Genomic DNA, 23,905 nt, shown 5'->3' on the forward strand with positions numbered 1-23,905 from the left:
TTAATGATGTTTTGTTATTTTTCTGTTGAAATATCCTTAAGTGCTTTTCTAATGGCTAAGTATAATATAGCTAGAATCAAGCCAATTGAACCTCCCAATTTTATGCCCTTACCTTTGGTAGTAATATCTTTTGCAATGGGCAATTCCGAATCATCAACTCGGGTAAAAAGTGGTGATTCCTTTACAACCGAAAAACGAAGGTTATCTAAACTACGTACAGCATCAAAATACATACCTTGCAACTGAGAGCTATTGGTACTTAGGCGTTGTTGTTCTATCAAACCTTGTTGCATGATTACTTGCTGGTTTTGGTCAACAACACGAGCATATTTTCTTTGTGTACCAAACAACTCGCTCTGTAGTGAGTCGACACGGTGTTCCATTATACCCAACAACTCACGTGTTTTCTTGGTCTTATTTTCGATATAAAAACTTGTTACAGTATTCAAAAACAAGTTAGTCCAAGTATGCGAAAGTGTATCGTTGCGGGTCGATGCAGAAAGGGTCATTAATGATGCCTTTTTATTTTCGTTAGCAATAATGGTCAACGGCATCAAAAAGTCTTGAATCATACGTACTCTCGACTTTTCTATCGGTGTAAACTTCTCGTAATCGGTGTGCTTAAAACGAAATGTTTTGAGGTCGACATCGTCTTCAAATTCATTTTCGATAGCTCCACTTTTTTCGAGGAAATAATTTCCAAAAATAACTTTACGGCCATTGATATCGACAACCGACAAAATAGCTCTATTATAAAGGTTTTTAGTTTTTAATAATTCTAAGAAATTTTCACCACTAAACAAACCGCCATTGGCATTTACGGCACCACTAATACCAAAGGCACTAGCTAAATCGGAAAGCCCGCCACCCGAAGCTCCCGTACTATTGTCCATATTAAAAACAATTTCAGAGGTATAGGTTGGTGGTTTTTTGGTAATTAATTCTATGACAAAGCCAATACCTACACCAAGCATGGTTAAAATAACCACAAACTTCCAATTGCCTACAATAAGGTCTTTGAAGCTTATTAATTTGGTGAGTATATCCTTAAATGAGAATTGGTCGTCGGGTAATGTATGCTGATTTTGTGACATAAATCTTGTTACGATGAGTCGTCTTAAACTATTTTTTTATTGTATAGCACGCAATAACGCAATGATTGTACCGATACCTGTCAATGAGGCCGTTACCGTCGAAATTACCGCTAGTACTTGTTGCGATGCTGCTTGTTTTTGGTTGATTCTTGGTACTACAATTTCAGAACCTGGATACACTCTCGGATACACATTGAATACCCCTAAGAGTTTACGAGTACGGTCAACCGAGCCATTGGCATAAATAATGTACGACCTTTTACGAGATGACAACGATGTAAAACCACCAGCTTCTGAGATATAGTGTTTGAACGACACTCCATTGATATACCTTGTTGATGTTGGGTACAATACTTCGCCTTGCATTCTTACGGTTTGTGGCTCTTTTGGAATTCTGATAATATCGCCATCCTGTACCAACATATCTGCAATAGAATTTGGTTTGTCTAGTGCTTGTACCAAGTCGATACCAATTGTTTCTTCTGTAATTTGTTTTACCTCCTCTACTCTGACTGAGGCATCGTTATTATTGTCACTTAATTCTTCTAATTGTTTTTTCTTACGTGCTACTTCTTGGTCGGTTAATTTTACTTTACGTACCAACGTTGCACCAGCAGGGTAAGCCTGAGCATTGAGCCCTCCCGAACGTCTGATAAGGTCAGATAGCTTTTCATCTTTTCTTTCCAAAGCATAAATACCAGGAAAGATGATTTGCCCTTCTACCGAAACAAACTGCTGCTTTTCATAATTTGGAGAAGACCTTACAAACACTTCGTCGAATGGTTCTAAGACAAACTTAGACGCAGAAGGCGTAATTGACAAATCTGCATTGATAGGAAACTGGAATTTTTCGCCAATCGTTGCTGTAATTTGGCTTGGGTCGTCTTTACCAATATTTTTCTTTCTTCTGATTACTTCTACTCTACCTGTAGCGGCTGACTCGCGCAAACCACCTGCTTTTACGATAAGGTCTTCTACTGTCATGTTTTTCACATAAGGGAATGTACCCACAGGTACTTCGGTAGCGTTAGGCAATATGGCTACGCCTGTCGAGCCTTTGGCTTCTTTATCGGCAAAAGGGGCTGTTTCTTTGAAATTGATTTCTCCCTGAATACGAACGGTATAGTTTTCTAACATATCTAAGCTAGAGTAAACCGATATTTCGTCTTCTCTTTTCAAAGTAATATCAGCAACCTGACCCGCCAATAATGCCTTATAGTTGACCGCAATATTTTCTTTGGTCAAATCGTCTTTCAAACGAGTAATCGAAATTCTGTCAAGAAAAGCATCTTCTTTGAAGCCCGCCGCACGTTGAATCAGCTTGGTTAGGCTTGGGCTATCGCTAATTGAATAACGACCCGGTCTGAATACAGCTCCTTTCAAGGTTACAACATTTTCATAACGGTTTAGCAACACTTGATCGATATTAATTATATCACCTGCTTTTGGAAAAAAGGAAGATAATAAATCTCCACTCAAATCGATAAGCTTTCTTTCTGTATCAGTATAACGCTCTACCTTCAACACGCCACGATACGCATCTGGCATAAATCCACCTGCGTAATCATTGATAATACGGTCGAGGTTTTCGTGAGGTAAAATTTCAAAAATAGCAGGTTTTTTCACCCTTCCCACTAATTCAATTCTGCTTTTATACGCATTTACCTGAACAATATCTTGGTCTTGTAAAGCTATATCTTGACGCAGGTTTCCTGTTGTCAATAAATCATACAAATCTACTTGTGCAATCAATTTTTTTCCTCTTATTACACGAACCTCTCTGAAAGTACCGTTTTCGTTAGGGCCACCTGCTTGATACAATACATTAAATACCCTAGCCAATGAAGGTACCGAGTAAGTACCTGGCGTTACTACTTCACCAATTACGGTTACTTTGATGGTTCTGATATTACCCAAAGAAATAGTAGCAGTAGTATTGCTTGGATACCCATTAGTAGACTTCAAGCCTACATAAATTTGCGAAAGGCGATTAACAATGCGTTTTTTGGCTTCTTCTATCGTAAGGCCATTGACAAAGATATTGCCAACTTTATCTACCTTAATATAGCCATCGGGTGTTACTGGAAGAGTATAATGATTTTCTGAATAGCCATTAATATCAATGATGATTTCGTCGTCTGGCCCCAAAATATAATTTTTAGGTGTTGCCATTCTCGAATACGACTCAAATGTGATTTTGGGATTGTTGAAAATGCTAAAGCCAAAAATCTTTTTTCTCAATGCAGCAGTCGCTGAGTCAACTATTTGATTCCCAAATTGAGCATTTCTATTCTTTTTCAAAGAATCCATATCGGCTTTTTCAGCCTCAAGTTCGTTGAGCTTTCTTGCCCCAACACTTTTCGTACCTGTATTAACAGTTGTAGAAGTACTGTTCCTATTCAATTGCAAAGGTAACTGGATATTAGAAGGCAATCCTGTGATTGTACTAGGTAATTGGGCGTAGGTGTTCAAGCTCCACAAAACAACAACAACTAAGTTGATAGAACGTAATATCTTATAAAAAAACATTAAATGGAGAGGGTTTTTGGTCTTGCGATAAAGACCTTTCGTAAATGTAAGTTGTAACATAATAGTTTGTATTGCCTTTGGGTTGATTAAAGGTTTTGATGACCAAATATCCAAATAACGGTAATTCTATTATAAAATTTTAATTTATTCAAGTTGCAAAGTAAATGAACTTTTACCTAATTCTTGTCAAACTTACCGATATTAATTAGGGAGTGGTTAATTAAATCGCTGTATATTCATAAATTTTCAACGTTTTTTGTAGATTTGCTATCTTCTTATTTCAAAGACTATCTTATGTGCCTTCCACAATCGAAGGCATACAAAAGATGCTAAATGGATAATTTTGTAAAACGATTGGAGAAAAGTCATAAACCATCCTTTCTTTGAACTATGTCAACAACCCCTAATAATGAAGTGCAATATACCGAAGATAGTATTCGGTCTCTTGATTGGAAAGAACATATCCGTCTGCGTCCTGGTATGTATATCGGTAAACTCGGCGATGGCTCATCGTCCGACGACGGTATTTATGTATTGGTGAAAGAAATTGTCGATAACTCTATCGACGAACACATGATGGGGCACGGCAAAGCTATTGATGTTAAAATTACCGACCACCGTGTAGAAGTACGTGACTATGGCCGTGGTATTCCGCTAGGTAAAGTGATTGATTGTGTTTCTAAAATCAATACTGGTGGAAAGTACGATTCGGGTGCTTTTCAAAAATCGGTAGGACTTAATGGTGTCGGTACAAAGGCTACTAACGCTCTGTCTAGCTATTTTAAAGTACAGTCTTTCCGTGATGGGAAAACCAAATGGGCCGAGTTTACCAAAGGTGAACTCACTGCCGAGTCGAAAGGCGAGCCCGAAACTAATACCAAAAATGGTACGCATATCGCTTTTGAACCCGATAATACCATTTTTAAGAACTATCACTTTATTCCACAGTACCTCGACAACCTTTTTTGGAATTATGCCTACTTGAATGCTGGCTTGTCGATTAACTTCAATGGACAAAAGTATTTTTCGCAAAAAGGTCTTTTTGATTTATTAAGCAAAAAAACCAATGAAGAGGAAAATCGCTACCCAATTATTCATCTGAAAGGTACTGATATCGAGATTGCTATGACGCATGGTAATCAGTATGGCGAAGAATATTATTCTTTTGTGAATGGTCAAAATACAACACAAGGGGGTACTCATTTACAGGCCTTTCGTGAGGCTGTAGTACGTACTGTTCGTGATTTTTACAAAAAAGATTATGCCCCAGAAGACGTACGAGCTAGTATTGTAGCGGCTGTGGCTATCAGGGTTCAAGAACCTGTTTTTGAGTCGCAAACCAAAACCAAATTAGGTTCAATGACTATGTCGCCCGATTCTAATTCTCAGACGGTTCGAAGCTTTGTTGGAGATTTTATCAAAACGGAACTTGATAACTTCTTACACAAAAACCCAACGATTGCCGAAGCTATCAAGAAAAGAATCGAACAGTCGGAGCGTGAAAGAAAGGATATTGCTGGTATCAAAAAATTGGCCAATGAAAGAGCCAAAAAAGCCAACCTTCATAATAAAAAATTGCGAGACTGTAGGGTACACTTGAGCAACGATAAGTCGGACGACCGTTACGATTCGATGTTATTTATAACTGAAGGAGATTCGGCTAGTGGTTCAATTACCAAGTCACGAAACGTACAAACGCAAGCTGTATTTAGCCTTCGTGGTAAGCCCCTCAATTGCTTTGGCTTGACCAAGAAAATTGTTTATGAAAACGAAGAGTTCAACTTGCTACAGCATGCCCTCAATATCGAGGATGGCTTAGAGGGGCTTCGTTACAACAAAATCATTATTGCAACCGATGCCGATGTCGATGGCATGCACATTCGTTTGTTAATGATGACATTTTTCTTGCAGTTCTTCCCCGATTTGGTAAGAAATGGTCACCTTTTTATTTTGGAAACACCGTTGTTTAGGGTACGAAACAAAAAAGAAACCATTTATTGCTATTCCGACGAAGAGCGATTGAATGCCATTAACAAACTTGGCCCCAAACCAGAGATTACTCGATTTAAGGGGTTAGGCGAGATTTCACCCGAAGAATTTGGGAAATTTATTGGCGATAATATTCGTTTAGAGCCTGTAATTTTAGAAAAAGATACAACGATACCTAAAATATTGACATACTATATGGGTAAAAATACACCCGACCGTCAGCGTTTTATTATCGACAATTTGATTATTGAAAAAGACCCTGCCGAATTAGCGGCCTAATTTTAATTTAGAAAGCCTTCGTATTGAAGGCTTTATCCTTGTGTTAACCAAAAATGACCTTAGAACAATTACGACAACAGATTGACGATTTGGACAACCAAATGCTGACGATTTTGAATCAGCGAATGGATGTAGTAAAACAAGTCGGCGAACTCAAAAAAACAACTCAAACGGTAATTTATCGTCCTGAAAGAGAAAAACAGATTATCGACCGTTTGGCCAGTATGAGCCAAGGTTTGCTAACTCGTGCAGCTATTGAAGCCATTTATCTGGAAATTTTTGCGGTATCTCGAAATCTCGAACTACCCGAAAGAATTGCTTATTTGGGCCCCGAAGGAAGCTTCACACATCAGGCTGCCGAAAGCCGATTTGGTGCAATGAGCGACTATCTGGCTTTGCCAAGTATTCGTTCGGTATTTGAGAGTGTAGAAACTGGCCGAGCACGATTTGGGGTTGTGCCTATCGAAAACAACCTTGAAGGTATAGTAAAAGAAACCATCGACTTGCTCAACGAAACAGACCTCAAAATCGTTGCGGAAGTGGTAATTCCAGTGCATTTTACTTTTGCTACCAAAGCCGAAAAGTTATCTGATATTAAGCGTATTTATTCTAAAGACATTGCCTTTGGTCAATGCGAAAAGTTTTTGAATGAATATTTCAATGGAAAAGATGAAGAGTTTTTTGCTCAGGTAGATTCTACTTCTAAGGCAGCAAAATTGGCTTCTCAAGACCCACAAACAGCTGCGGTGTGCTCGCATATTGCCGCTAAACTTTTCGATGTACCCATTTTGTTTGATAATATCCAAGATTCGTCTCAAAACAGAACACGTTTCTTTATTATTGGAAAAGATTTTATCAATCAAAAAAGTGATAATGATAAAACTACTATTATTGCCAAACTTCCAGACGATGGAAAACCTGGAACACTAGTAAGATTCCTACAAGAATTTGAAAATCAAGGTATTAATTTAGTAAAAATTGAAAGTCGTCCCGTAAAAGAAGGTGAAACCTTCAATTTCTGGTTTTTGATGGAATTCGATGGCTATTTCCTAGACGAAAATGTACAGCTTATTATGCAAAAACATATTTCGTATATTAAGTGGCTCGGAAGTTATGTAAAAATGGTTTAGATACAAGACAAAAGATGAGTCATTTTCAATTTAGTGAATGAATGAATGAGTGATTAATCTTTATGTTGCAGCAATAGAGACCTGTTGCTTGTTACTGTAAGGCATTTATTGACTATTAATCAAACAAGGCGGTCGAAATGAGTTTTTCGACCGCCTTGTTTGTTCTAAGAATTTGGGATGACTTATGTTTATCGTATATCGTTGGGGCTATTGCTCTAAAATCTGCTTAATCTGTAGTTTATCGCTCGCAATTTGTGCTTTCAGTTCATCGAGGCCACTAAATTTCTTCTCAGCCCTCACTCTCTGAATAAACTCTACCTTTAGGTTTTCGCCGTAAATATCCTTGTCAAAATCAAAAATATTTACTTCTATGGTTTTGTAAGTACCATCTACAGTTGGCCGATTACCTATATTAAGCATTCCGTTTAGATATTGGTCTTTATACTGCACTTTTACAGCATAAACGCCATCTTGTGGAATCAATTTGGTTTGTTCTCGCACCTGAATATTGGCCGTCGGAAAACCAATCGTTCTTCCTAATTGCTTACCTTTTACAATCAAGCCCGAAATATCGTAGTTTCTACCTAGAAAATGTGCCGCTGGCAACATATCGCCTTCTTGAAGAGCTTTCCTAATTTTTGAAGAACTCACGGCTACGTGGTCGATGTCTTGTCGAGAGATTTCTTCTACGGCAAAGCCATATCGTTGCGAATTAGCTTTGAGGTATTCAAAACTACCTTCACGATGACGACCAAAGCGATGGTCATAACCAATAACAAGGGTTTTTGTACCAATGGTATTAAGTAATACCTGCTGAATGAAGTCTTCGGATGTTAGCTCAGAAAATTCACGAGTAAACGGAATAACCAACAAATGTTGAATACCATTTTGGGTTAATAGCTCTATTTTTTCCTCTAAAGTAGATAACAATTTCACCTCCTGAGGGTCTTGTGCAATCACACTTCTTGGATGAGGGTAAAAAGTAATAACAACCGTTTCGCCACCAGTTAAGGCCGCTACTTCAGTAAGACGCTGTAATATTTTTTGATGACCAAGGTGTACACCATCAAAAGTGCCACTTGTTACTACCGCATTTTCTAGTTTTACAAACTCTTGTATTCCGTGATAAACTTTCATAATACAAAATTAGGATAAAAAAATTGTGGTACGAAATTCATCGCACCACAATAAATACAAAGCCTTTAGGCCAACACTTTTCTTTGGCTAACAAACTCTTCGACAGTTAAGGCATTTTGAACACTAAATTCGCCAATACGTTCTCTTCTCAACGAATTCAAGTATGCTCCCGACTGGCATGCAATACCAAAATCTCGTACCAAACTTCTGATATAAGTACCTTTGGTACATACTATATTAAATTTGATTTCGGGAAAAGCCGAAGTATCAATCGTAAACGATTTAATTTCAACTTCTCTCGACTTAATTTCTACGTCATTATCGGTTTTTCCTTGACGAGCCAATTCGTACAAACGTTTTCCACCAACCGACACAGCCGAATAAATAGGTGGTATTTGTAAAATTTTGCCTGTCAACTGCAAGAGTGCCTGATTTAGTACGTCGTCGTTGATATGTTCGGTCGGAAACTCAGCATCAAATTCTGTCTCTAAATCAATAGAAGGAGTGGTTTTTCCTAAGACAAACGTACCTGAATATTCTTTTTCTTGTGCCTGATACGAGTCTATTTGCTTAGTCATTTTGCCAGTACACAAAATCAATAAACCTGTAGCCAGTGGGTCTAGCGTACCAGCATGGCCTATTTTCTTGAATTTTCCAGCAAACTTCAATTTCTTTACCACATCAAACGATGTCCAAGTCAAGGGTTTGTCTATCAAAAGTACTTCACCTGGGTCTTGTACTATCGGATTTTGATTCATTTCATTCATAAATAATCTTGCAAAATTACAGATTGCAAATTAAGTAGTAGTTATTGGGAAGTGACAAAAATATATGTGCAATAACATAATACCCAACCAACTAATTGTTAAACAACACTAAGGCTTTGTCCGCTTGCCAACAAAGCCAAAATAATAATACCTACCACAATTCGATAAATACCAAAGTATTTGAAACCATATTTGTTAAGTACACTAATAAAAAATTTAATTGCGATTACTGCTACCACAAATGCTACGATATTACCTATACACAAAAGTTTCACTTGTTCGCCTGTAATACTACCTTCCTCTTTGATAAACTTCAGTAATTTATAGCCTGTTGCTGCTGTCATAGTGGGTACAGCCAAAAAGAATGAAAACTCAGCAGCTAGGCTACGGGTAAGTTTTTGTTGCATCCCTCCTATTATGGTAGCTGCACTACGGCTCAAGCCAGGAAACATAATAGCCAAACACTGATACATCCCTATTTTGATTGCCGAAATATTATTGATGTCGGGTTCTTCAAATACCGTTGGGCGTTTGAACCAGTTGTCTACAAACAACAACAAAATACCTCCCAACAACAATATAGTAGCAATAAAGCCGGGACTTCCAAGGTGTTCATCAATCAAATCATCGAATAATTTACCAAAAATTAACGCTGGAACAACAGCTAAAAGAAGTTTGACATAAAACTGCCATTTTGAAAAATCAAAGAATTTCTTCCAGTATAAAGCAACAACAGCCAAAATAGCTCCTAACTGAATACAAACTTCAAACAACTTGGTAAATTTATCATTTTCTATGCCCAGAAATGAACTTGTAAGCACCATGTGGCCTGTTGATGAAATAGGTAGAAATTCGGTAAGCCCCTCCACAATGGCGAGAATAATAGATTGAATGATTGACATATAGAAAAATTAAAGTTTGGTATGGCAATAAATTAAACACTATTTATAAAAAGTTGAAGCAAGATAAGTGTGATTACTATGACGCTATTGTAAATTATATTAGGTTGAATAGGTTCTCAAATTTCTATTATTATGCAAATGTATTCTCAAATACCCTAACGAATCAGCATGTTTATTTTTAATACTTTAGATTGATTATCAATATATTAATCAATCAGACACTTACTTTCTTACTTCTCTATCTAGTTGTTTTTTGTACAAAAACCCAGCACACCTATTTGTGGGGTTGTAATCTATTTATTTTTTTACCTCAAAAATACAAAAACAAAAAGATGAATTAGTCTTTTAAAAGACCAATTTCATCTTTTTGTTTTTTTTATCAAGAATATGATGTTGAATCTTGGTAAAATTTAATTTCACCCAACACCCTATATCAAGATTAGTGCAAGATTTTGTAATAGAAGAAGTTAGCAAATATTAGGCTTTACGAAGTATCGCAAAAAACTCAATCGTAAAACCTGCAAGAACTATAATTGGCCCCAAAGTTAGTCCTAAAAAGCCAAAGCCAAATTCTTCTTTGTCGAGGCTCATAATAAAAAATCCTGCCAAAATTACGGCTATGCCAATTAGCATGATAGTATAATTAGTTTTACCAAATGGTAATTTTTCCTTGTTTGTCATAATGATAGGATAATTAAATAGCTAAAAATCTTTTAATATAAATCGTCTAGCGAAAGTTTAAGGTATTTTTCAACAGATTGAAAAGTACTTGTAACCCCTATTAGTATACCAATAACCAGAATACATATAATCAGTATAACTAGTTTTTCTAATTCTTGTAAAGCAATAAGCCCTTCTACTTTTGTGATAGCTACTTGTTGTAAAACAATAAGTAAAGTACAAGCTACAAGCCCACTAATCAAGCCTTGTAAAGCACCTTTTACTACAAAAGGTTTACGAATAAAGCCATCTGTAGCTCCCACCAACTGCATACTCCTAATCAGAAAACGCTGTGAATATAAGGCCAATTTGATGGTATTATTGACAAGCAAAATGATAATCAACAATAACAAAAAGACGAAAACAGACAGTACAACGTATATTTTTGAGATATTTTTATTTACCTCGTCTACAAAATTTTCAACATACGCTACTTCATGCACGCCATTGATACGCTCTAATGCTTTCTTTATTTCTTTCAAACGAGCTTCTGTAAAAAACTCTTCCTTTACTTTCACAGAATACAAATTATGTAAAGGATTATTGTTGCCAAGGAGTTTTTTAAAATCCTCGCCCGATTCCTGAATAAACTGCTTGGCAGCCACTTCTTTAGAAATAAAGTTGATTTGTGGCGAATTATCTTTTGCCAATACAAAAGGATATTTAGCAATTTGCTTGAATATAGTATCTAATTTGGCCGTCGATAAGTCATTGTCTAAGTACACTTGTACTTCTACATTTTGCTTGACTATCTCGGCTAATTTTCGGGCATTCAAAGTTAGTAGCCCACAAAGACCTATTAAAAACAAGGCAATCGTTAAACTTACGATTACCATAATGTTGGGAGTACTACCTAATTTTTTTATTTTCGGCATGACTATTACAATGCTTAACGGAGGAATTACAACGACGACTCCAATACCTATTGCCCATGATTTATAATTGACTATTTAGGCTCAATTATATATTTCAGACAAAATTAAATCATTTTGAATGCAATTACGTACAATTAACTCTTTTTAACAAAGAAGCCGTCTGAATTTATCAAACGGCTTCTTTGTTGAGCGATTATGTTAATTTCTTCGTTCGATTTCGTCTCTAATTTTAGCAGCTTTTTCGTATTCTTCATTGTCCAAAGCTTCTTGCAACATTTTGTTGAGTTCTTCAACAGGATTATCTCTGAGCATTTCGCCAAATGATTTTTTGGGTGAAACCTCTGTATCAAAGTCGTCATCAACTTCGGGTTGCTGTGTTTCGTTGACTGAAATACCTGCTTCTGAAAGTACCTGTTCGTAAGTATAAATAGGTACATTAAAACGTAAACCAATGGCAATAGCATCGGAAGGTCGGGCGTCGATGGCTACCTCTTTGATACCATCAGAACAATGAATCTTAGCAAAAAATACCCCTTCTTTTATGTCTGTAATCGAAATTTCAGTAACTGTGTAATGAAACGTTCTAGCAAAAGACTTGAATAAATCGTGCGTCATAGGACGATTAGGTTCTATTTTTTCAATTTCTATTGCAATTGCCTGTGCTTCAAACATTCCAATAATGATAGGTAATCGACGAGGTCCGTACTCTTCTCCTAACACAAGTGCAAACGAACCTGTTTGGGAAGAGCTGGGAGATAATCCTAATATTTCTAACTTTATTTTCTCCACTTTGCTTGAGCTTATAAGTTTTCTGGATTGGTTAAACTTGTTATAAGTAACAAAGATATAAACCCGAATAAATTTAAAAAAGTTTTATGACGGATTGTTTTTACGCTTTGCTATCTCAAGTTTTACTCTGTCAAGTTAATTCAAATCTTATTAATTCCCCAATTTCGGAGAATTAATATAAAAAAAAGACCTAGCTTACCGAAGTAAATAGGTCTTTTTCAAACAAATACAAATCAAGCTATCAATAAGTAATCGTACAAAATGATTGGTTGGCTGTACTAATAGTACCCAAAAGTGTTTTTTTGATAACTAATGTTTTATCAAAATATCGATACACCATTTATTATTTGCTGGCCTGAATTGCTCTGGTAAGGCGTGGCAATACATCAAAAACATCGCCTACAATGCCATAATCTGCGGCTTTGAAGAAAGGTGCTTCAGGGTCTTTATTAATTACTACAATGACCTTGGACGAATTGACCCCTGCCAAGTGCTGGATAGCTCCAGAAATACCACAAGCAATATAAAGATTGGGCGAAACCTTGATACCCGTCTGACCAACGTGTTCGTGGTGCGGTCGCCAGTCTAAATCAGAAACAGGTTTTGAGCAAGCTGTAGCTGCACCAAGGGCATTGGCTAGGTCTTCAACGATTCCCCAATTTTCGGGGCCTTTCAAGCCTCGTCCTGCCGACACTACCAAATCGGCTTCTGGCAACGAAACTGCTCCCGAAGCTTTGTGAGTACCAGTTACTTTTACCGAAAAATCGGCATCGTTCAAACTTGGCGAAAATACCTCCACGGTTGCTGAAGCATCGGTCTCTACAGGCGAAACAGCATTCTTTTTAATGGCTATTACCTTTTGGGCTGCGGTTAATGCCACTGTAGCAAATGCTTTTCCTGTATAAATACTTCGTTTTACTTTTACTCCATCCGAAAAATCGGGTAGTTCGGTTACATTCGATACAATAGAAGCTTTGAGTTTGGCTGCTACCCTTGCTGAAACGGCATCGCCCAACGACGATTTTGCAAGAATAATAAACTCTGCTCCTTCTTGTTGGGTAGCTGCCGCCAATACCGATGAATATGCTTGAATATTGGCATTGGCTAGTCGTTCGTCGGAAGCTAATAATACTTTACTTGCACCAAACTTTCCTGCAAGAGCCAACTCGCTGTTAGTGGATGAGCCTATTACCAGTACAGTTGCGGTGCTACCTTTTGCTTTGGCTATTTCTGCTCCATAATAAATGGCTTCGAGCGATGATTTTTTGATAGAGCCGTTGTCTAATTCGGCAAATATTAGTACACTCATATTAATCGCTATTTAAAGTGCTTCTGCACGTGATGTCTTAATTTATCAATGAGTTGGTGATTAAAATCTGACAAGCAATCAGTAATTGTTGGTCTACTTTTCTACAACACTTTCGCTTCGTTCTTGAGTAATTCAATCAACTTTTCTGCTTCTTCGGCAGGAATCATTTTTACAGCTCCTTTGGGGGCTGGCAATGTATATTTTTCGGTAACCGACAAGCCTGTACCTACTGGCTCTACTACCTTTAGGGGCTTGGTTCGGGCAGTCATAATACCACGCATATTTGGAATTTTCCATTCTGCAATAGGCTCTTGACAGCCTAATACCAACGGTAATGTAGCTTCAATATCTTCCTTCCCTCCTTCTATTTCACGAGTCATTTTGGCAGTATTACCTTCTATTTCGAGTTTCATGACAGGCGACAACGACGGAATACCCAAAAGCTCGGCAACTAGCCCATGCACTACCCCGCTGTTAAAGTCGATAGATTCACGCCCCATCAATATCAAATCGTATTTTTCGGTGGCGGCAATATTAGCAATTTGTTCAGCTACAAAAAAAGAATCGGTAGGCTCGGCATTTACCCGAATGGCATCGTCGGCACCAATAGCTAAGCATTTACGAATTACTTGCTCGGAATCGGCTTCGCCAACATTCAATACGGTTACCGTACCGCCATGTTGTTCTTTTAGTTCTACAGCTCTCGACAAAGCGTAGTCATCGTAAGGCCCACAAATAAACTGTACCCCAGTTTTATTGAATTTGGTGTCGCCATCGCTAAACGATATTTTGGCTGTAGTATCGGGTACATTGGTAATACATACTAAAATTTTCATAACAATTTGCCTATTATGTTTACAGTAAATAACAAAGTCGTGCAAAAGCCTCACACTTCCTTGGTGTTCATTGCTAACTTTGTGTTTTCAACTAAACCAATTTGTACTTTTATCAATACATAGATATTTTCATTATATCTAGTTAATTTTTAACTTTTCAAGGTAATATTGTTTGCAATATTAACGAAAAGTTTTAAAAATAGTATGCAAGCATAATAAATTTTTCAAACTTTTTTATCATTTGATATTTTACCCTTTTCCATGAATAATTTTCGTTTACAACAACTAGAGATTTTTTACCAAGAAGAGCCAAACGACCCTTTCAATATCTATGCTTTGGCCACCGAATACCTCAAATCTAAACCCGAAAAAGCTCAGGAGCTTTTTGAGAAGCTTTTGTCTGAGCATCCTCATTACTGGGCTACGTATTATCATGCGGGGGCTTTGTATGCGGCCAATGGAGCTATCGAAAAAGCCCATGAAACGTATAAAAAAGGGATTGAAGTAGTAACAATGCTGAAAAATGAAAAAGCTTTGAAGGAATTGAAGGGGGCATATCAACTATTTCTGGACGAACAGGAAGATTGGTAAGTACTGAAGTACAATAACCCATAAATTAGCACTATTGCTTAAACAGAGACAAAATGATGAATATGTCGGTACTTTGTCATCAATTTGTCCCTGTTCTATTGGTTCTGATTAGGCTATCGCTATGAGTCCTTTAATAATATCGGTCATCAAAGGTTCAGCTTTGGAGGCGGCTTTGATGATTTTTTCTAAGCTAGCTTTTTCTAATGTTTCGGGAATACCCATGTCGGTAATAACCGATATACCAAAGCACTTTAGCCCCATTTGGTGTGCTACAATAATTTCGGGTACGGTAGACATCCCTACGGCATCGGCACCAAGCATCCGCAATACCCGATACTCGGCTCTTGTTTCGAGTTGTGGCCCTGGTACGTTCACATAAACACCCTTTTTCAAAGTGATTCCCAAGTCTTGCCCAACAGCCTCTGCTTTGGCCATTAAATCTAGGTCATAAGGGTCACACATATCGGGAAAGCGGTCGCCAAAGGCAGTGTGATGTGTACCTGTCAACGGGTTTTCTGTCATAAAAAAGCTAATATGGTCTTGAATAATCATCAGGTCGCTTACCTTAAAGTCAGGATTTAAACCACCCGATGCGTTGGAAACCACTAATTTTTGAACACCCAGCTGAGCCATCACTCTTACAGGAAAAGTAACTTCTTGCATAGAATAGCCTTCATAATAATGAAAACGCCCTTGCATACAAATAACCTTTTTGCCCGACAACGTTCCTAATATTAATTTCCCTTTGTGAAACTCTACAGTTGAAACAGGAAAATTAGGAATATCTTCGTACGACAGTACCGTTTCAATCGTAATTTCATCGACCAATGCCCCTAAACCTGTACCAAGAATTATCCCAAATTCGGGAATAAAATCAGGAAGTTGGGCTTGTATGTACTCGACAGTTTCGGTAATTTTTTGTAATATCATCATAAGTAATGGGTTGAATTATGTAGGTACAAGTACTGTTTTTTTGAGATTAAAAATGACTTATCATATAATTATTATAATCGTCGACTCCAGCTTATTTTTAATGATTGTTTATCTTCCTCAAAACAAATAAGTAACAATCAATTTATTATTATCATAAATTACTCCCAGCTACGAAGCCGGTTGTCCATGCTGCCTGAAAGTTGAAACCACCTGTTACAGCGTCAATATCTAGTACTTCGCCAGCAAAGAAAAGTCCCTTGATTTTTTTACTTTCCATCGTTTCTGGATTCACTTCCGACAAATCAATACCTCCACAGGTTACAAATTCTTCTTTGAAAGTGGTTTTGCCCTGTACTTTTTGAGGACAATTAATCAAGTTTTCAATCAGTTTGTTACTTTGTTTATTGGCAATATCTATCCAACGTAGCTGCTCATCTATTTCCGAAAGTTCGCATAGTTTTTTCCAAAGACGCGAAGGAATACCCAACATAGCATTCGATTGAATGACTTTTTTAGGATGCAGTTTTTTCTGATTGGCAAACTCCTCCCTCACACTATTCTCTGTATTTTCGGCTCCCCAGCTAATCAAAGCCGTAAATTCGTAATCACTTTCGGCCAAATCTCTTGCCCCCCAAGCCGAAAGTTTTAGAATTGCAGGCCCCGAAAAACCCCAATGTGTGATCAATAAAGCACCATCTTGCTTTATTTTTCGTCCTGCAATCCGTACTTGGGCTTGTGGTACACTAATTCCTGAAAGCTCCTTGAATTGTCCTTCGGGTGTATTGAATGTAAATAACGACGGAACAGGCTCTTGTATCGTCAAGCCCAGTTTGGCCAACCACTCATACCCTCGTGAGCTAGGGTTTCCTCCGGTAGTAACCAATACCGAATCGGCCAGTAAGGCACTGCCGTCTAGCAATTGGAGTAATAATTTATGGTCTTTTTGGGGTAAAATAGATTCGACACCGCAGGAGGTTCGTACTTGTACCCCCGATTTGATAGCCGTATTTTCCAAGCATGAAGCAATCGTTTCTGAATCGTCGGTTGTTGGAAACATCCTACCATCGGATTCTACTTTTAGGGATACCCCCAATTGCTGAAACCAATCTATCGTAGCCTGAGGATTAAAGACTTTGAAGAGAGGCCTTAAAAAACTACCTCCACGAGGGTAGAATTTGGCTAATTTTTTATCGTCAAAACAAGCATGAGTAATATTACATCTTCCTCCACCCGAAATTCGTACTTTATTTAATACTGTTCTATTTTTTTCTAACAAAATTACCTCAGCACCTTTGTTGACCTGAGCAGCTCTTATTGCTCCAAAAAAACCAGCGGCACCGCCTCCTATTACCACTATTCGTTTATTATTCATTCGTATTTGCTTGAATTGATACTTTGTGCTATCATATTTCATACGAAATTAGTAAAATTGCAACCTTATTCCATCAACAATCATTGCTCAGGGTGTATTTTATCCAGAAAAACAATCAATATTACCGAGTCCAATCCGTTATCTTTAACACATTCCATATTCATATAAGTACAAATTTCTATTCATGAAAATCACAAAATTCAAGTTTTTAGTTTTTCTATTCTTCCTAGGTCTTTTTTTGTATTATTGGGGTCAGCCACACCCATTTGAGAGTTTCAAAAATGATATTTCGGGTCTTTTTAATACTGAAAAGAAAAAAGCCAAAGAGCCTTGGACACGAGAAGGTCGTGGCGATACCGAAGCCAGCGATACCAAAAGTAATGAAGACGTGGCTAGCGATACCCGCAAGCCCCCGAAAGACCGCACTATTGTCGATATTCTGAAAGATGCCGTAGAAGAAGGTAAATCGGTACTGCCATCGCCTAGTGGCGGCACATCAGAGCGTATTGAGGGTTTGGAACAGTTTATTCCGTCTGCCAAAAACAATACCGAAATTGTACGTCATACGGCCTTTATGTTGAGCTATCAAGAAGAATATGAGCAGGCTTCATGGGTATTGCATATTCTCAAACAGGAAGCATCGGAAGGAACGGAACCTCGTTCTAACGAATTTATGGCCGACCCCAAAGTTCAATCAGGCTCGGCTGTATCTCAAGATTATTCTCGCTCGGGCTACGACCGTGGACACCTTTGCCCAGCAGGAGATTTTAAATACGACAAAGCCTTACAAGACGAAACTTTTTATATGTCGAATATGAGTCCGCAAGCTCCCGATTTTAATCGTGGGATTTGGAGCGACCTAGAGTCGAGGGTACGTAAATGGGCCAAAGAACGAGGCGATTTGGTTATTGTAACTGGCCCTATTTTGAGCGAAGGGCTATCTTATATTGGCAAACGTAACCAAGTAGCTGTACCCGAATATTACTATAAAATTGTGTATGACCCCAATGCCCAACAAGCTATTGCTTTTTTGATGCCCAACGAGGGTTCTCATGACCTCATAAAGTCTTTTGCGGTAAGTATCGACGAGCTAGAAAAGAAAACGGGTATCGATTTTTTTGCTAAACTTCCCGACAGTGTTGAAAAGAAAATAGAATCTCGGGTATCAATAGATGACTGGTTCTAAATTAAAGTTGTGCAAATCTAGTATCATTTCAGATATAGCATATTTGCTTTTGGATTGAAGAGGCTTTTTACTTTCAGCATAAAGAACAAAGCCTTTTTATCCAAATGCTGAAATCCTATATCTAAACCTCATATACTTCTACTAAATCAAGGCAAATATCAAAGGTTTGTATAATTTCTCAGGCATTTTGTTTTCCATTTTGTAGAATTTTCCAATCTTTGAGAAATCATGCATTCGAGTTTTTTTAAAACCCATTAAATTTTTATGAATAAAGTCTATTTGAGTGATTCTGGTCCTAAGGTTTCTGAGGCAGTTTACGGATTTTGGAGATGGACAGACAACGGTTCGCAGACTGTTGCCACTATGGAAAAAATTGTCAATCTATGTTTGGAATTAGGAGTCAATACTTTTGACCATGCCGATATTTATGGCAATTATACCATCGAAGAATATTTTGGTAAACTCATTCAGCAAAAAGCTATCAAAAGAGAGGATATCGTACTTTTTAGCAAATGCGGTGTTCGTAAGTCCGACAAAGGATATGCTTATTTTGACAATACCGAAAAGTACCTTTTAGAAAGTGTTAACAATTCATTGAAAAGACTAAAAACCGACTATCTTGATATATTCTTGTTGAATCAAATCGACATGATTAGTAATCCAGAAGAAACGGCTCAGGTACTTCGTGAGTTGGTCAATATCGGCAAAATCAAGCACATTGGTGTAAGCAACTTTAGTGTATTTCAGCACCAATTGCTAGAATCGTATTTACGTAAACCTATCGTAACCAACCATATCGAACTCAACCTTATCAATACTTCGGCTATTGAGGATGGTAGATTAGATTTTATTAAACAACGTTTTAGCAAACCTTTGGCTTGGGCACCGCTAGCGGGGGGCAAGATTTTGGATGGAACAGATGCCAAATCTGCTATTTTGAAAGCTAAACTAGCCGAAATAGGTCAGAAATACGGAGCAAATATCGAACAAACTGCTGTAGCTTGGTTGATGCAATTGGGTACTTTACCTATTATTGGTTCACTTTCGGAAGAGCGAATCAGAAATGCAGTAAGTGCTACCGAAATCAAGCTTGTTCACGAAGATTGGTACGAGATATACAACTTGGCCATGATGAAATAACCTCATAGGCTGTAACTCTGCAAGTGTTTTGATACACTTGCAGAGTTTATCTACTTAAATAACAAGGCCACTCTTCTCACAACCAATCTAATACCTAATTGTTAAAGACTTAGCTAGACTATCATTTCTAATTAGTTTTTTCTTCTCAGGTTATCACATATCACGGCTGTTGCGATACCCGCATTGAGCGACTCAGCTCCACCAAATCTTGGAATGGTGATTTTGTCGGTTACCAGTTTTTCTACTTGTTCCGAAATACCATTGGCTTCGTTACCAATAATAATATAGCCACTTGTAGCAAAATCGACGGTATGTACATTTTCTGAATCAAGAAATGTACCGTAAATCTTTTCTGTACGCTTACCCAAATATTCTGCCAGATTGGTATAATACAGCTTTACCCTTGTAAACGAACCCATTGTTGATGAAATCACTTTGGGGTTGTACAAGTCGACGGTACTTTCCGAGCAAATAATTTTTTTGATACCATACCAATCTGCAATTCTAATAATTGTACCCAAATTGCCCGGGTCACGTATTTCATCTAAAATTAGGGCAAATTCACCCTCTTGAACCAATAATTCTAGGTTGGGTTTCGTTTTGGCTACAGCCAGTGCAGCATTGTTGGTTGCAAATGTTCCAGCTTTTTCTAATTCTGCTTGCGTGACAATTTCAGCAGCCAAGGGTTGTTTGTCTAACGTAGGTTTATTTTCTTTGTAAAAATCCTCAGTAACAAAAAGAGATTCAAGCTCAAAATCAGACAAAAGTAGTTCAACAACACTTTTGGCACCTTCTACCACAAAAGCTTGGTATTCTTGTCGAAACTTTTTTTGTTGCAACGAATTGATGTACTTAATCTGATTTTTTGATAACATATTTTTTAGTATTATTACTTTATTGATGCGTGGTGACGTATCGCCTTGACCGAATCCAATCGCATAATTAAGCATGACTTTGAAAAAAACTTTTTACTATATATTCTTCCTTTCGGTATGCTTCTATTTGTCGAGCTGTACGTCCAAAACCGTATTTTCAGACCCTTTACTTTACTCGCAAAACTTTAAAGGAAATAAGGTTATTACTACCGAAAATCTTGAAGGCTTATTACCTCAACGCCCCAACAAAAAAATCTTGAAAACGCCTATTACTCCTGGCTTATATTTTTATCAATTATTTTCAAAAAAATTTCCTCAACAAAAACTTCGTTGGCAAGAAGAGCTTACAAAGTTAAATCAGGATTTTGAGCTACAAACACGTGGCCTTGATAATAATTCTAACGAATACATCAAATTAGCTCTGAAAAAAGAAAAAAAAGCCCAAAAAATCAGTCGAGCAATTCAAGAAGGTAATTGGGCTATGCGAACACTCGGCGAAGCTCCTTCGTATTTTTTTAAGGAAGATGCCGAGAAAAACGTTGAAAAAATCAAAACGTATTACAAAAACCACGGCTTTTTTCAATATCAGGTTTCGTACAAAGCCGATAGCTTATTTATCAAAAAAGGAAGCGTTGCGGTTACTTATACCATCAATGAAGGGGTACATTATCCTATTGTTCAAAACGACTCGTTAGTTATTAAAGACCCTCGGATAGAATTACTTTTGCGAAAAAACCAGCAAAAAAGCTTGTTAAAAGTAGGGGCTAGATTAGAACTTGAAAATTATAATGCCGAAAAGGATAGAATTGAGCAGCTCCTCAAAAACAATGGTTATTATGCCTTTTCAAAAGACTATATTAGTATCAAAATCAACGCATTAGATACTGCCAAAACGCAAAGTCTAAAAGTTGTAACGTTTATTCCTAGCCCCGACCGAGCCCCCCGAAACCCCAATTATGCTACAGCTTATACGATTTCGAGTGTACAGTTTATTGCAGATGGCTCGTCACCGAGTATTCCTAAACCCAAGGTAGATACTGTCAATAGCCGATTTATTCAGTATTTGTTTGTAAACAAGCGTTTTTCGCCCAAATTACTTGATACTAAAATCGACCTTCGCCCTAATACTCTATTTAATCAAGAGAAGGTTTCGCAAACACAAAAAAAATTATACGCCCTAGAACAGTTTCAATTTACCCGAATCAACCTCGATACTACCAAAGGGCTTATTAGTGCATCTATTTATGCTCGTCCACTAGACAAATATGAGTTTTCGGTAGAAACAGGAGGAAGCGTTTTTGCAGGGGGAAGTTTGGCCAATTTAGTACCGGGGCCGTTTTTAACCACCTCACTCAAAGCACGAAATATCAAAGGTAGTGCCAACTCATTTGAAACCAATTTCCGTTTTGGTTTTGAGGCTCAGGCAGGTTTCTTACGTCCCGATTCGGTTACTCGAAACTTAGAATTAGGACTCAATACATCGTTTATTTTGCCCAAAATATTGCTACCCGAAAGTATTTCACAACGATTTGAAAACTTCTCGCCCCAAACCCGTATTAGTGTCGGAGGCGAATTTATCGGTCGTCAAGAGTATAACCGTTTTGGTTTTAAAATTGGAAGTAGCTTCCTTTGGCGGCCATCGCCCAACCAATATTGGTCGGTATCGCTATTTGATGTCAACCTTATCAATACCAGCAATCAAGCCCCAGCCTTTCGGAACTTTCTGGATAGTTTACTACGCTTGGGCAACAACCTCAAACGTAGCTTCCAACAATCTTTTATTTCGAGTATGAGTGCCACTTATACTTATACCGACAACCCTTATGGACAGCTAAAACAGGGGAAATATCTCAAAATTTTTATTGAATCGGGAGGAACAACCCTTAATTTATTCAAAAGTAAAAAAATTGGTTTTTTGACAACCCTTTTTGAAGATAGCCTACAGTTTTATCGATTTGTGAAAGTAAGTGCCGATTACCGAAAATATATTCCTATTGGTACTTCTGGAAAAACATTGTTTGCTTATCGTATCAATACAGGAGCAGCGTATTCGTATGGTGGTGATAAGGAATTGCCTTACGAGAAAAATTTCTTTATTGGCGGCCCCAATAGTTTGCGAGCATGGCGACCACGAGGGCTAGGGCCAGGTTCATTTACGGGGTCGTTTGATAACCCTGGAAGTATTATTTTGGAATCGAGTGCCGAATTGCGTTTCAAAATTATTCGCTTTTATGGCGACCTCAACGGGGCTTTGTTTGCCGATGCTGGAAATGTTTGGCGTTTTCCCAATCAAAGTACGGCTGGTTTGGCAGGAAGTGATTTTCAATTCAATCGCTTTTACAAAGAAATTGCAATGGATATAGGCTTTGGTTTACGATATGACCTTTCATTCTTTGTTATTCGTTTTGACTGGGCTGTACGGATGCTCGACCCTGCTATTAAAGGTGGTAATACGTGGGTGTTATTCAATAATAACCTAAAAGACCCTCTCAAATCTGAAGAATCTTACAAAAACCCTTTAACGCTTAATTTTGGAATTGGGTATCCTTTCTAAATTGGGATTGAAAAGTTTAGTTAGGTAAGATTTAATAAAAATATCCCTGCCAATCCTGAGCCTAAGCCTGAAGTAGCGTTAAAGCTGATTCTTCACAAAGTTCTATTTTTGCCTATTCCCCAAATGTCCTAGGGAAAACAAAAAAGAACCACAAACTCCCAAAATCTTGACTTTGAGCAATTGTTGTATGCCCTTATTTTTTTGTGGGGTATTACAACCTTTGTGAGTGTATTTGCCTCTTTAAGGAAATAACACAATAAAACAACCTGATATAATTTATGAAAAGTGTAGTTCTTTCAATCGTATGCTTGGCTTTGGCTTTTGCCTGTACCAAAAACGACGCAACCTCTATTCCCAGCGACAATTTGGTAGGAAAATGGGAACCTACCTACGAAGTTTATGATTCTACGGCTAAAAAGTGGACAAGTATTCAAACCTTTGTGGCTTTGCCTGTTATTGAATTTGCTAGCAATGGTAATTTCCTAAAAGACAATAAGCCTGCTGGAGACCAAGATTGTTGTGGGTTTGTAGGAAACAAATACACCGTAAAAGACAACAAGATTACGTTCTCTGATTTTAAGCCTTGCCCTAATGTAAGTTGTATTGCACTCTATTGCGATGGCTGGAAAATCTTGAAGCTAGAAAATGACGTACTTGAACTGAGCGAATGCCCTGGTGGAGTAATGCGTTATAAGCGTGTAAAAAACTAAAGGTTTTGACATATCAAGTACCATAACATGAGTAATCCCCAATTTAGTGAATGGAGATATAGCGAATCATTATTTTTACGAGTAGAGACGCAATCCTTTGCGGCTAAAGATGTGTCAATATCAAATGGATGACTCATTTTAGACACACAATATTACGTCTCTATTCAAGGTAGACATAAAGAATAGTC

The 23,905-nt window shown here is 37.6% G+C and carries 20 protein-coding genes; 7 read left to right on the top strand and 13 right to left on the bottom strand.

The genetic code is table 11. From position 1 onward, the window contains the following. Positions 1 to 14 precede the first annotated feature (14 nt). Both FLEMA_RS0118965 and FLEMA_RS69115 read right to left on the bottom strand, forming a co-directional pair. Positions 15 to 1,094: a hypothetical protein gene (locus FLEMA_RS0118965; protein ID WP_026995879.1), complete on the bottom strand. Its 1,080-nt coding sequence runs from the start codon at positions 1,092 to 1,094 to the stop codon at positions 15 to 17. 36 nt (positions 1,095 to 1,130) lie between these two features. Further along, the gene (locus FLEMA_RS69115) at positions 1,131 to 3,683 is read right to left on the bottom strand and encodes a polysaccharide biosynthesis/export family protein (RefSeq protein WP_144080101.1); all 2,553 of its coding nucleotides are present in this window, start codon (positions 3,681 to 3,683) and stop codon (positions 1,131 to 1,133) included. A 330-nt stretch (positions 3,684 to 4,013) separates the two neighbouring features. Here FLEMA_RS69115 and FLEMA_RS69120 point away from each other — a divergent pair, with 330 nt between their 5' ends. Together FLEMA_RS69120 and pheA are read left to right on the top strand one after the other, a co-directional pair. Next, a complete protein-coding gene (locus tag FLEMA_RS69120) occupies positions 4,014 to 5,891 on the top strand; it encodes a DNA topoisomerase IV subunit B (protein WP_044171728.1) in 1,878 nt (625 codons plus the stop codon). Positions 5,892 to 5,944: 53 nt separating this feature from the next. Further along, positions 5,945 to 7,021, top strand: a complete 1,077-nt coding sequence (gene pheA / locus FLEMA_RS69125) for a prephenate dehydratase (protein WP_081681315.1) — start codon at positions 5,945 to 5,947, stop codon at positions 7,019 to 7,021. A 207-nt stretch (positions 7,022 to 7,228) separates the two neighbouring features. Here pheA and FLEMA_RS0119065 read toward each other — a convergent pair whose 3' ends face one another. The 8 genes from FLEMA_RS0119065 to FLEMA_RS0119140 form a co-directional block, all read right to left on the bottom strand. Further along, a complete protein-coding gene (locus tag FLEMA_RS0119065; protein WP_026995883.1) occupies positions 7,229 to 8,158 on the bottom strand; it encodes a bifunctional riboflavin kinase/FAD synthetase in 930 nt (309 codons plus the stop codon). 65 nt (positions 8,159 to 8,223) lie between these two features. Beyond that, positions 8,224 to 8,916: a tRNA pseudouridine(55) synthase TruB gene (gene truB / locus FLEMA_RS0119075; protein WP_044174706.1), complete on the bottom strand. Its 693-nt coding sequence runs from the start codon at positions 8,914 to 8,916 to the stop codon at positions 8,224 to 8,226. 107 nt (positions 8,917 to 9,023) lie between these two features. Next, positions 9,024 to 9,827 (bottom strand): undecaprenyl-diphosphate phosphatase, encoded by an 804-nt coding sequence (locus tag FLEMA_RS0119080; protein ID WP_026997764.1) that lies wholly within the window; start codon positions 9,825 to 9,827, stop codon positions 9,024 to 9,026. A gap of 477 nt (positions 9,828 to 10,304) precedes the next feature. Further along, a complete protein-coding gene (locus tag FLEMA_RS0119100; RefSeq protein WP_026995884.1) occupies positions 10,305 to 10,508 on the bottom strand; it encodes a DUF3098 domain-containing protein in 204 nt (67 codons plus the stop codon). Between the two features lie 32 nt (positions 10,509 to 10,540). Next, positions 10,541 to 11,422: a cell division protein FtsX gene (locus FLEMA_RS0119105; RefSeq protein WP_026997765.1), complete on the bottom strand. Its 882-nt coding sequence runs from the start codon at positions 11,420 to 11,422 to the stop codon at positions 10,541 to 10,543. Positions 11,423 to 11,620: 198 nt separating this feature from the next. Continuing rightward, positions 11,621 to 12,211, bottom strand: a complete 591-nt coding sequence (locus FLEMA_RS0119115; RefSeq protein WP_026997766.1) for a bifunctional nuclease family protein — start codon at positions 12,209 to 12,211, stop codon at positions 11,621 to 11,623. Positions 12,212 to 12,554: 343 nt separating this feature from the next. Beyond that, the gene (locus tag FLEMA_RS0119130) at positions 12,555 to 13,520 is read right to left on the bottom strand and encodes an electron transfer flavoprotein subunit alpha/FixB family protein (RefSeq protein ID WP_026997767.1); all 966 of its coding nucleotides are present in this window, start codon (positions 13,518 to 13,520) and stop codon (positions 12,555 to 12,557) included. Between the two features lie 101 nt (positions 13,521 to 13,621). Then, complete coding sequence (locus FLEMA_RS0119140) at positions 13,622 to 14,356, bottom strand: electron transfer flavoprotein subunit beta/FixA family protein (protein ID WP_026995885.1); 735 nt, start codon at positions 14,354 to 14,356, stop codon at positions 13,622 to 13,624. A gap of 261 nt (positions 14,357 to 14,617) precedes the next feature. On the opposite strand from FLEMA_RS0119140, the gene FLEMA_RS69130 reads away from it, so the two are divergent. Then, entirely contained in the window at positions 14,618 to 14,947 is a 330-nt protein-coding gene (locus FLEMA_RS69130; protein ID WP_044171730.1) for a tetratricopeptide repeat protein, read from the top strand. Between the two features lie 108 nt (positions 14,948 to 15,055). On the opposite strand, the gene FLEMA_RS0119160 is transcribed toward FLEMA_RS69130, so the two are convergent. Both FLEMA_RS0119160 and FLEMA_RS0119170 read right to left on the bottom strand, forming a co-directional pair. Further along, positions 15,056 to 15,877: a purine-nucleoside phosphorylase gene (locus tag FLEMA_RS0119160; protein WP_081681316.1), complete on the bottom strand. Its 822-nt coding sequence runs from the start codon at positions 15,875 to 15,877 to the stop codon at positions 15,056 to 15,058. A 154-nt stretch (positions 15,878 to 16,031) separates the two neighbouring features. Continuing rightward, a complete protein-coding gene (locus FLEMA_RS0119170) occupies positions 16,032 to 17,252 on the bottom strand; it encodes a BaiN/RdsA family NAD(P)/FAD-dependent oxidoreductase (RefSeq protein WP_026995887.1) in 1,221 nt (406 codons plus the stop codon). 184 nt (positions 17,253 to 17,436) lie between these two features. On the opposite strand from FLEMA_RS0119170, the gene FLEMA_RS69135 reads away from it, so the two are divergent. Both FLEMA_RS69135 and FLEMA_RS69140 read left to right on the top strand, forming a co-directional pair. Then, positions 17,437 to 18,438 (top strand): DNA/RNA non-specific endonuclease, encoded by a 1,002-nt coding sequence (locus FLEMA_RS69135; protein WP_044171732.1) that lies wholly within the window; start codon positions 17,437 to 17,439, stop codon positions 18,436 to 18,438. A gap of 264 nt (positions 18,439 to 18,702) precedes the next feature. Further along, positions 18,703 to 19,578 (top strand): aldo/keto reductase, encoded by an 876-nt coding sequence (locus FLEMA_RS69140; protein WP_044171734.1) that lies wholly within the window; start codon positions 18,703 to 18,705, stop codon positions 19,576 to 19,578. Between the two features lie 131 nt (positions 19,579 to 19,709). Here the strand turns inward: FLEMA_RS69140 and FLEMA_RS0119250 are convergent, their stop codons facing one another. Further along, complete coding sequence (locus tag FLEMA_RS0119250) at positions 19,710 to 20,453, bottom strand: TrmH family RNA methyltransferase (protein ID WP_026995890.1); 744 nt, start codon at positions 20,451 to 20,453, stop codon at positions 19,710 to 19,712. 73 nt (positions 20,454 to 20,526) lie between these two features. Here FLEMA_RS0119250 and tamL point away from each other — a divergent pair, with 73 nt between their 5' ends. Both tamL and FLEMA_RS69150 read left to right on the top strand, forming a co-directional pair. Further along, on the top strand, positions 20,527 to 23,007 hold the full coding sequence (gene tamL / locus FLEMA_RS69145) for a translocation and assembly module lipoprotein TamL (RefSeq protein WP_044171736.1): 2,481 nt from the start codon (positions 20,527 to 20,529) through the stop codon (positions 23,005 to 23,007). A 278-nt stretch (positions 23,008 to 23,285) separates the two neighbouring features. Continuing rightward, positions 23,286 to 23,717, top strand: coding sequence for a lipocalin-like domain-containing protein (locus FLEMA_RS69150; RefSeq protein WP_044171738.1), 432 nt, complete (start codon positions 23,286 to 23,288; stop codon positions 23,715 to 23,717). The last annotated feature ends 188 nt before the right edge of the window (positions 23,718 to 23,905 follow it).

It is taken from the genome of Flectobacillus major DSM 103 (assembly GCF_000427405.1).
Lineage (GTDB): Bacteria > Bacteroidota > Bacteroidia > Cytophagales > Spirosomataceae > Flectobacillus > Flectobacillus major.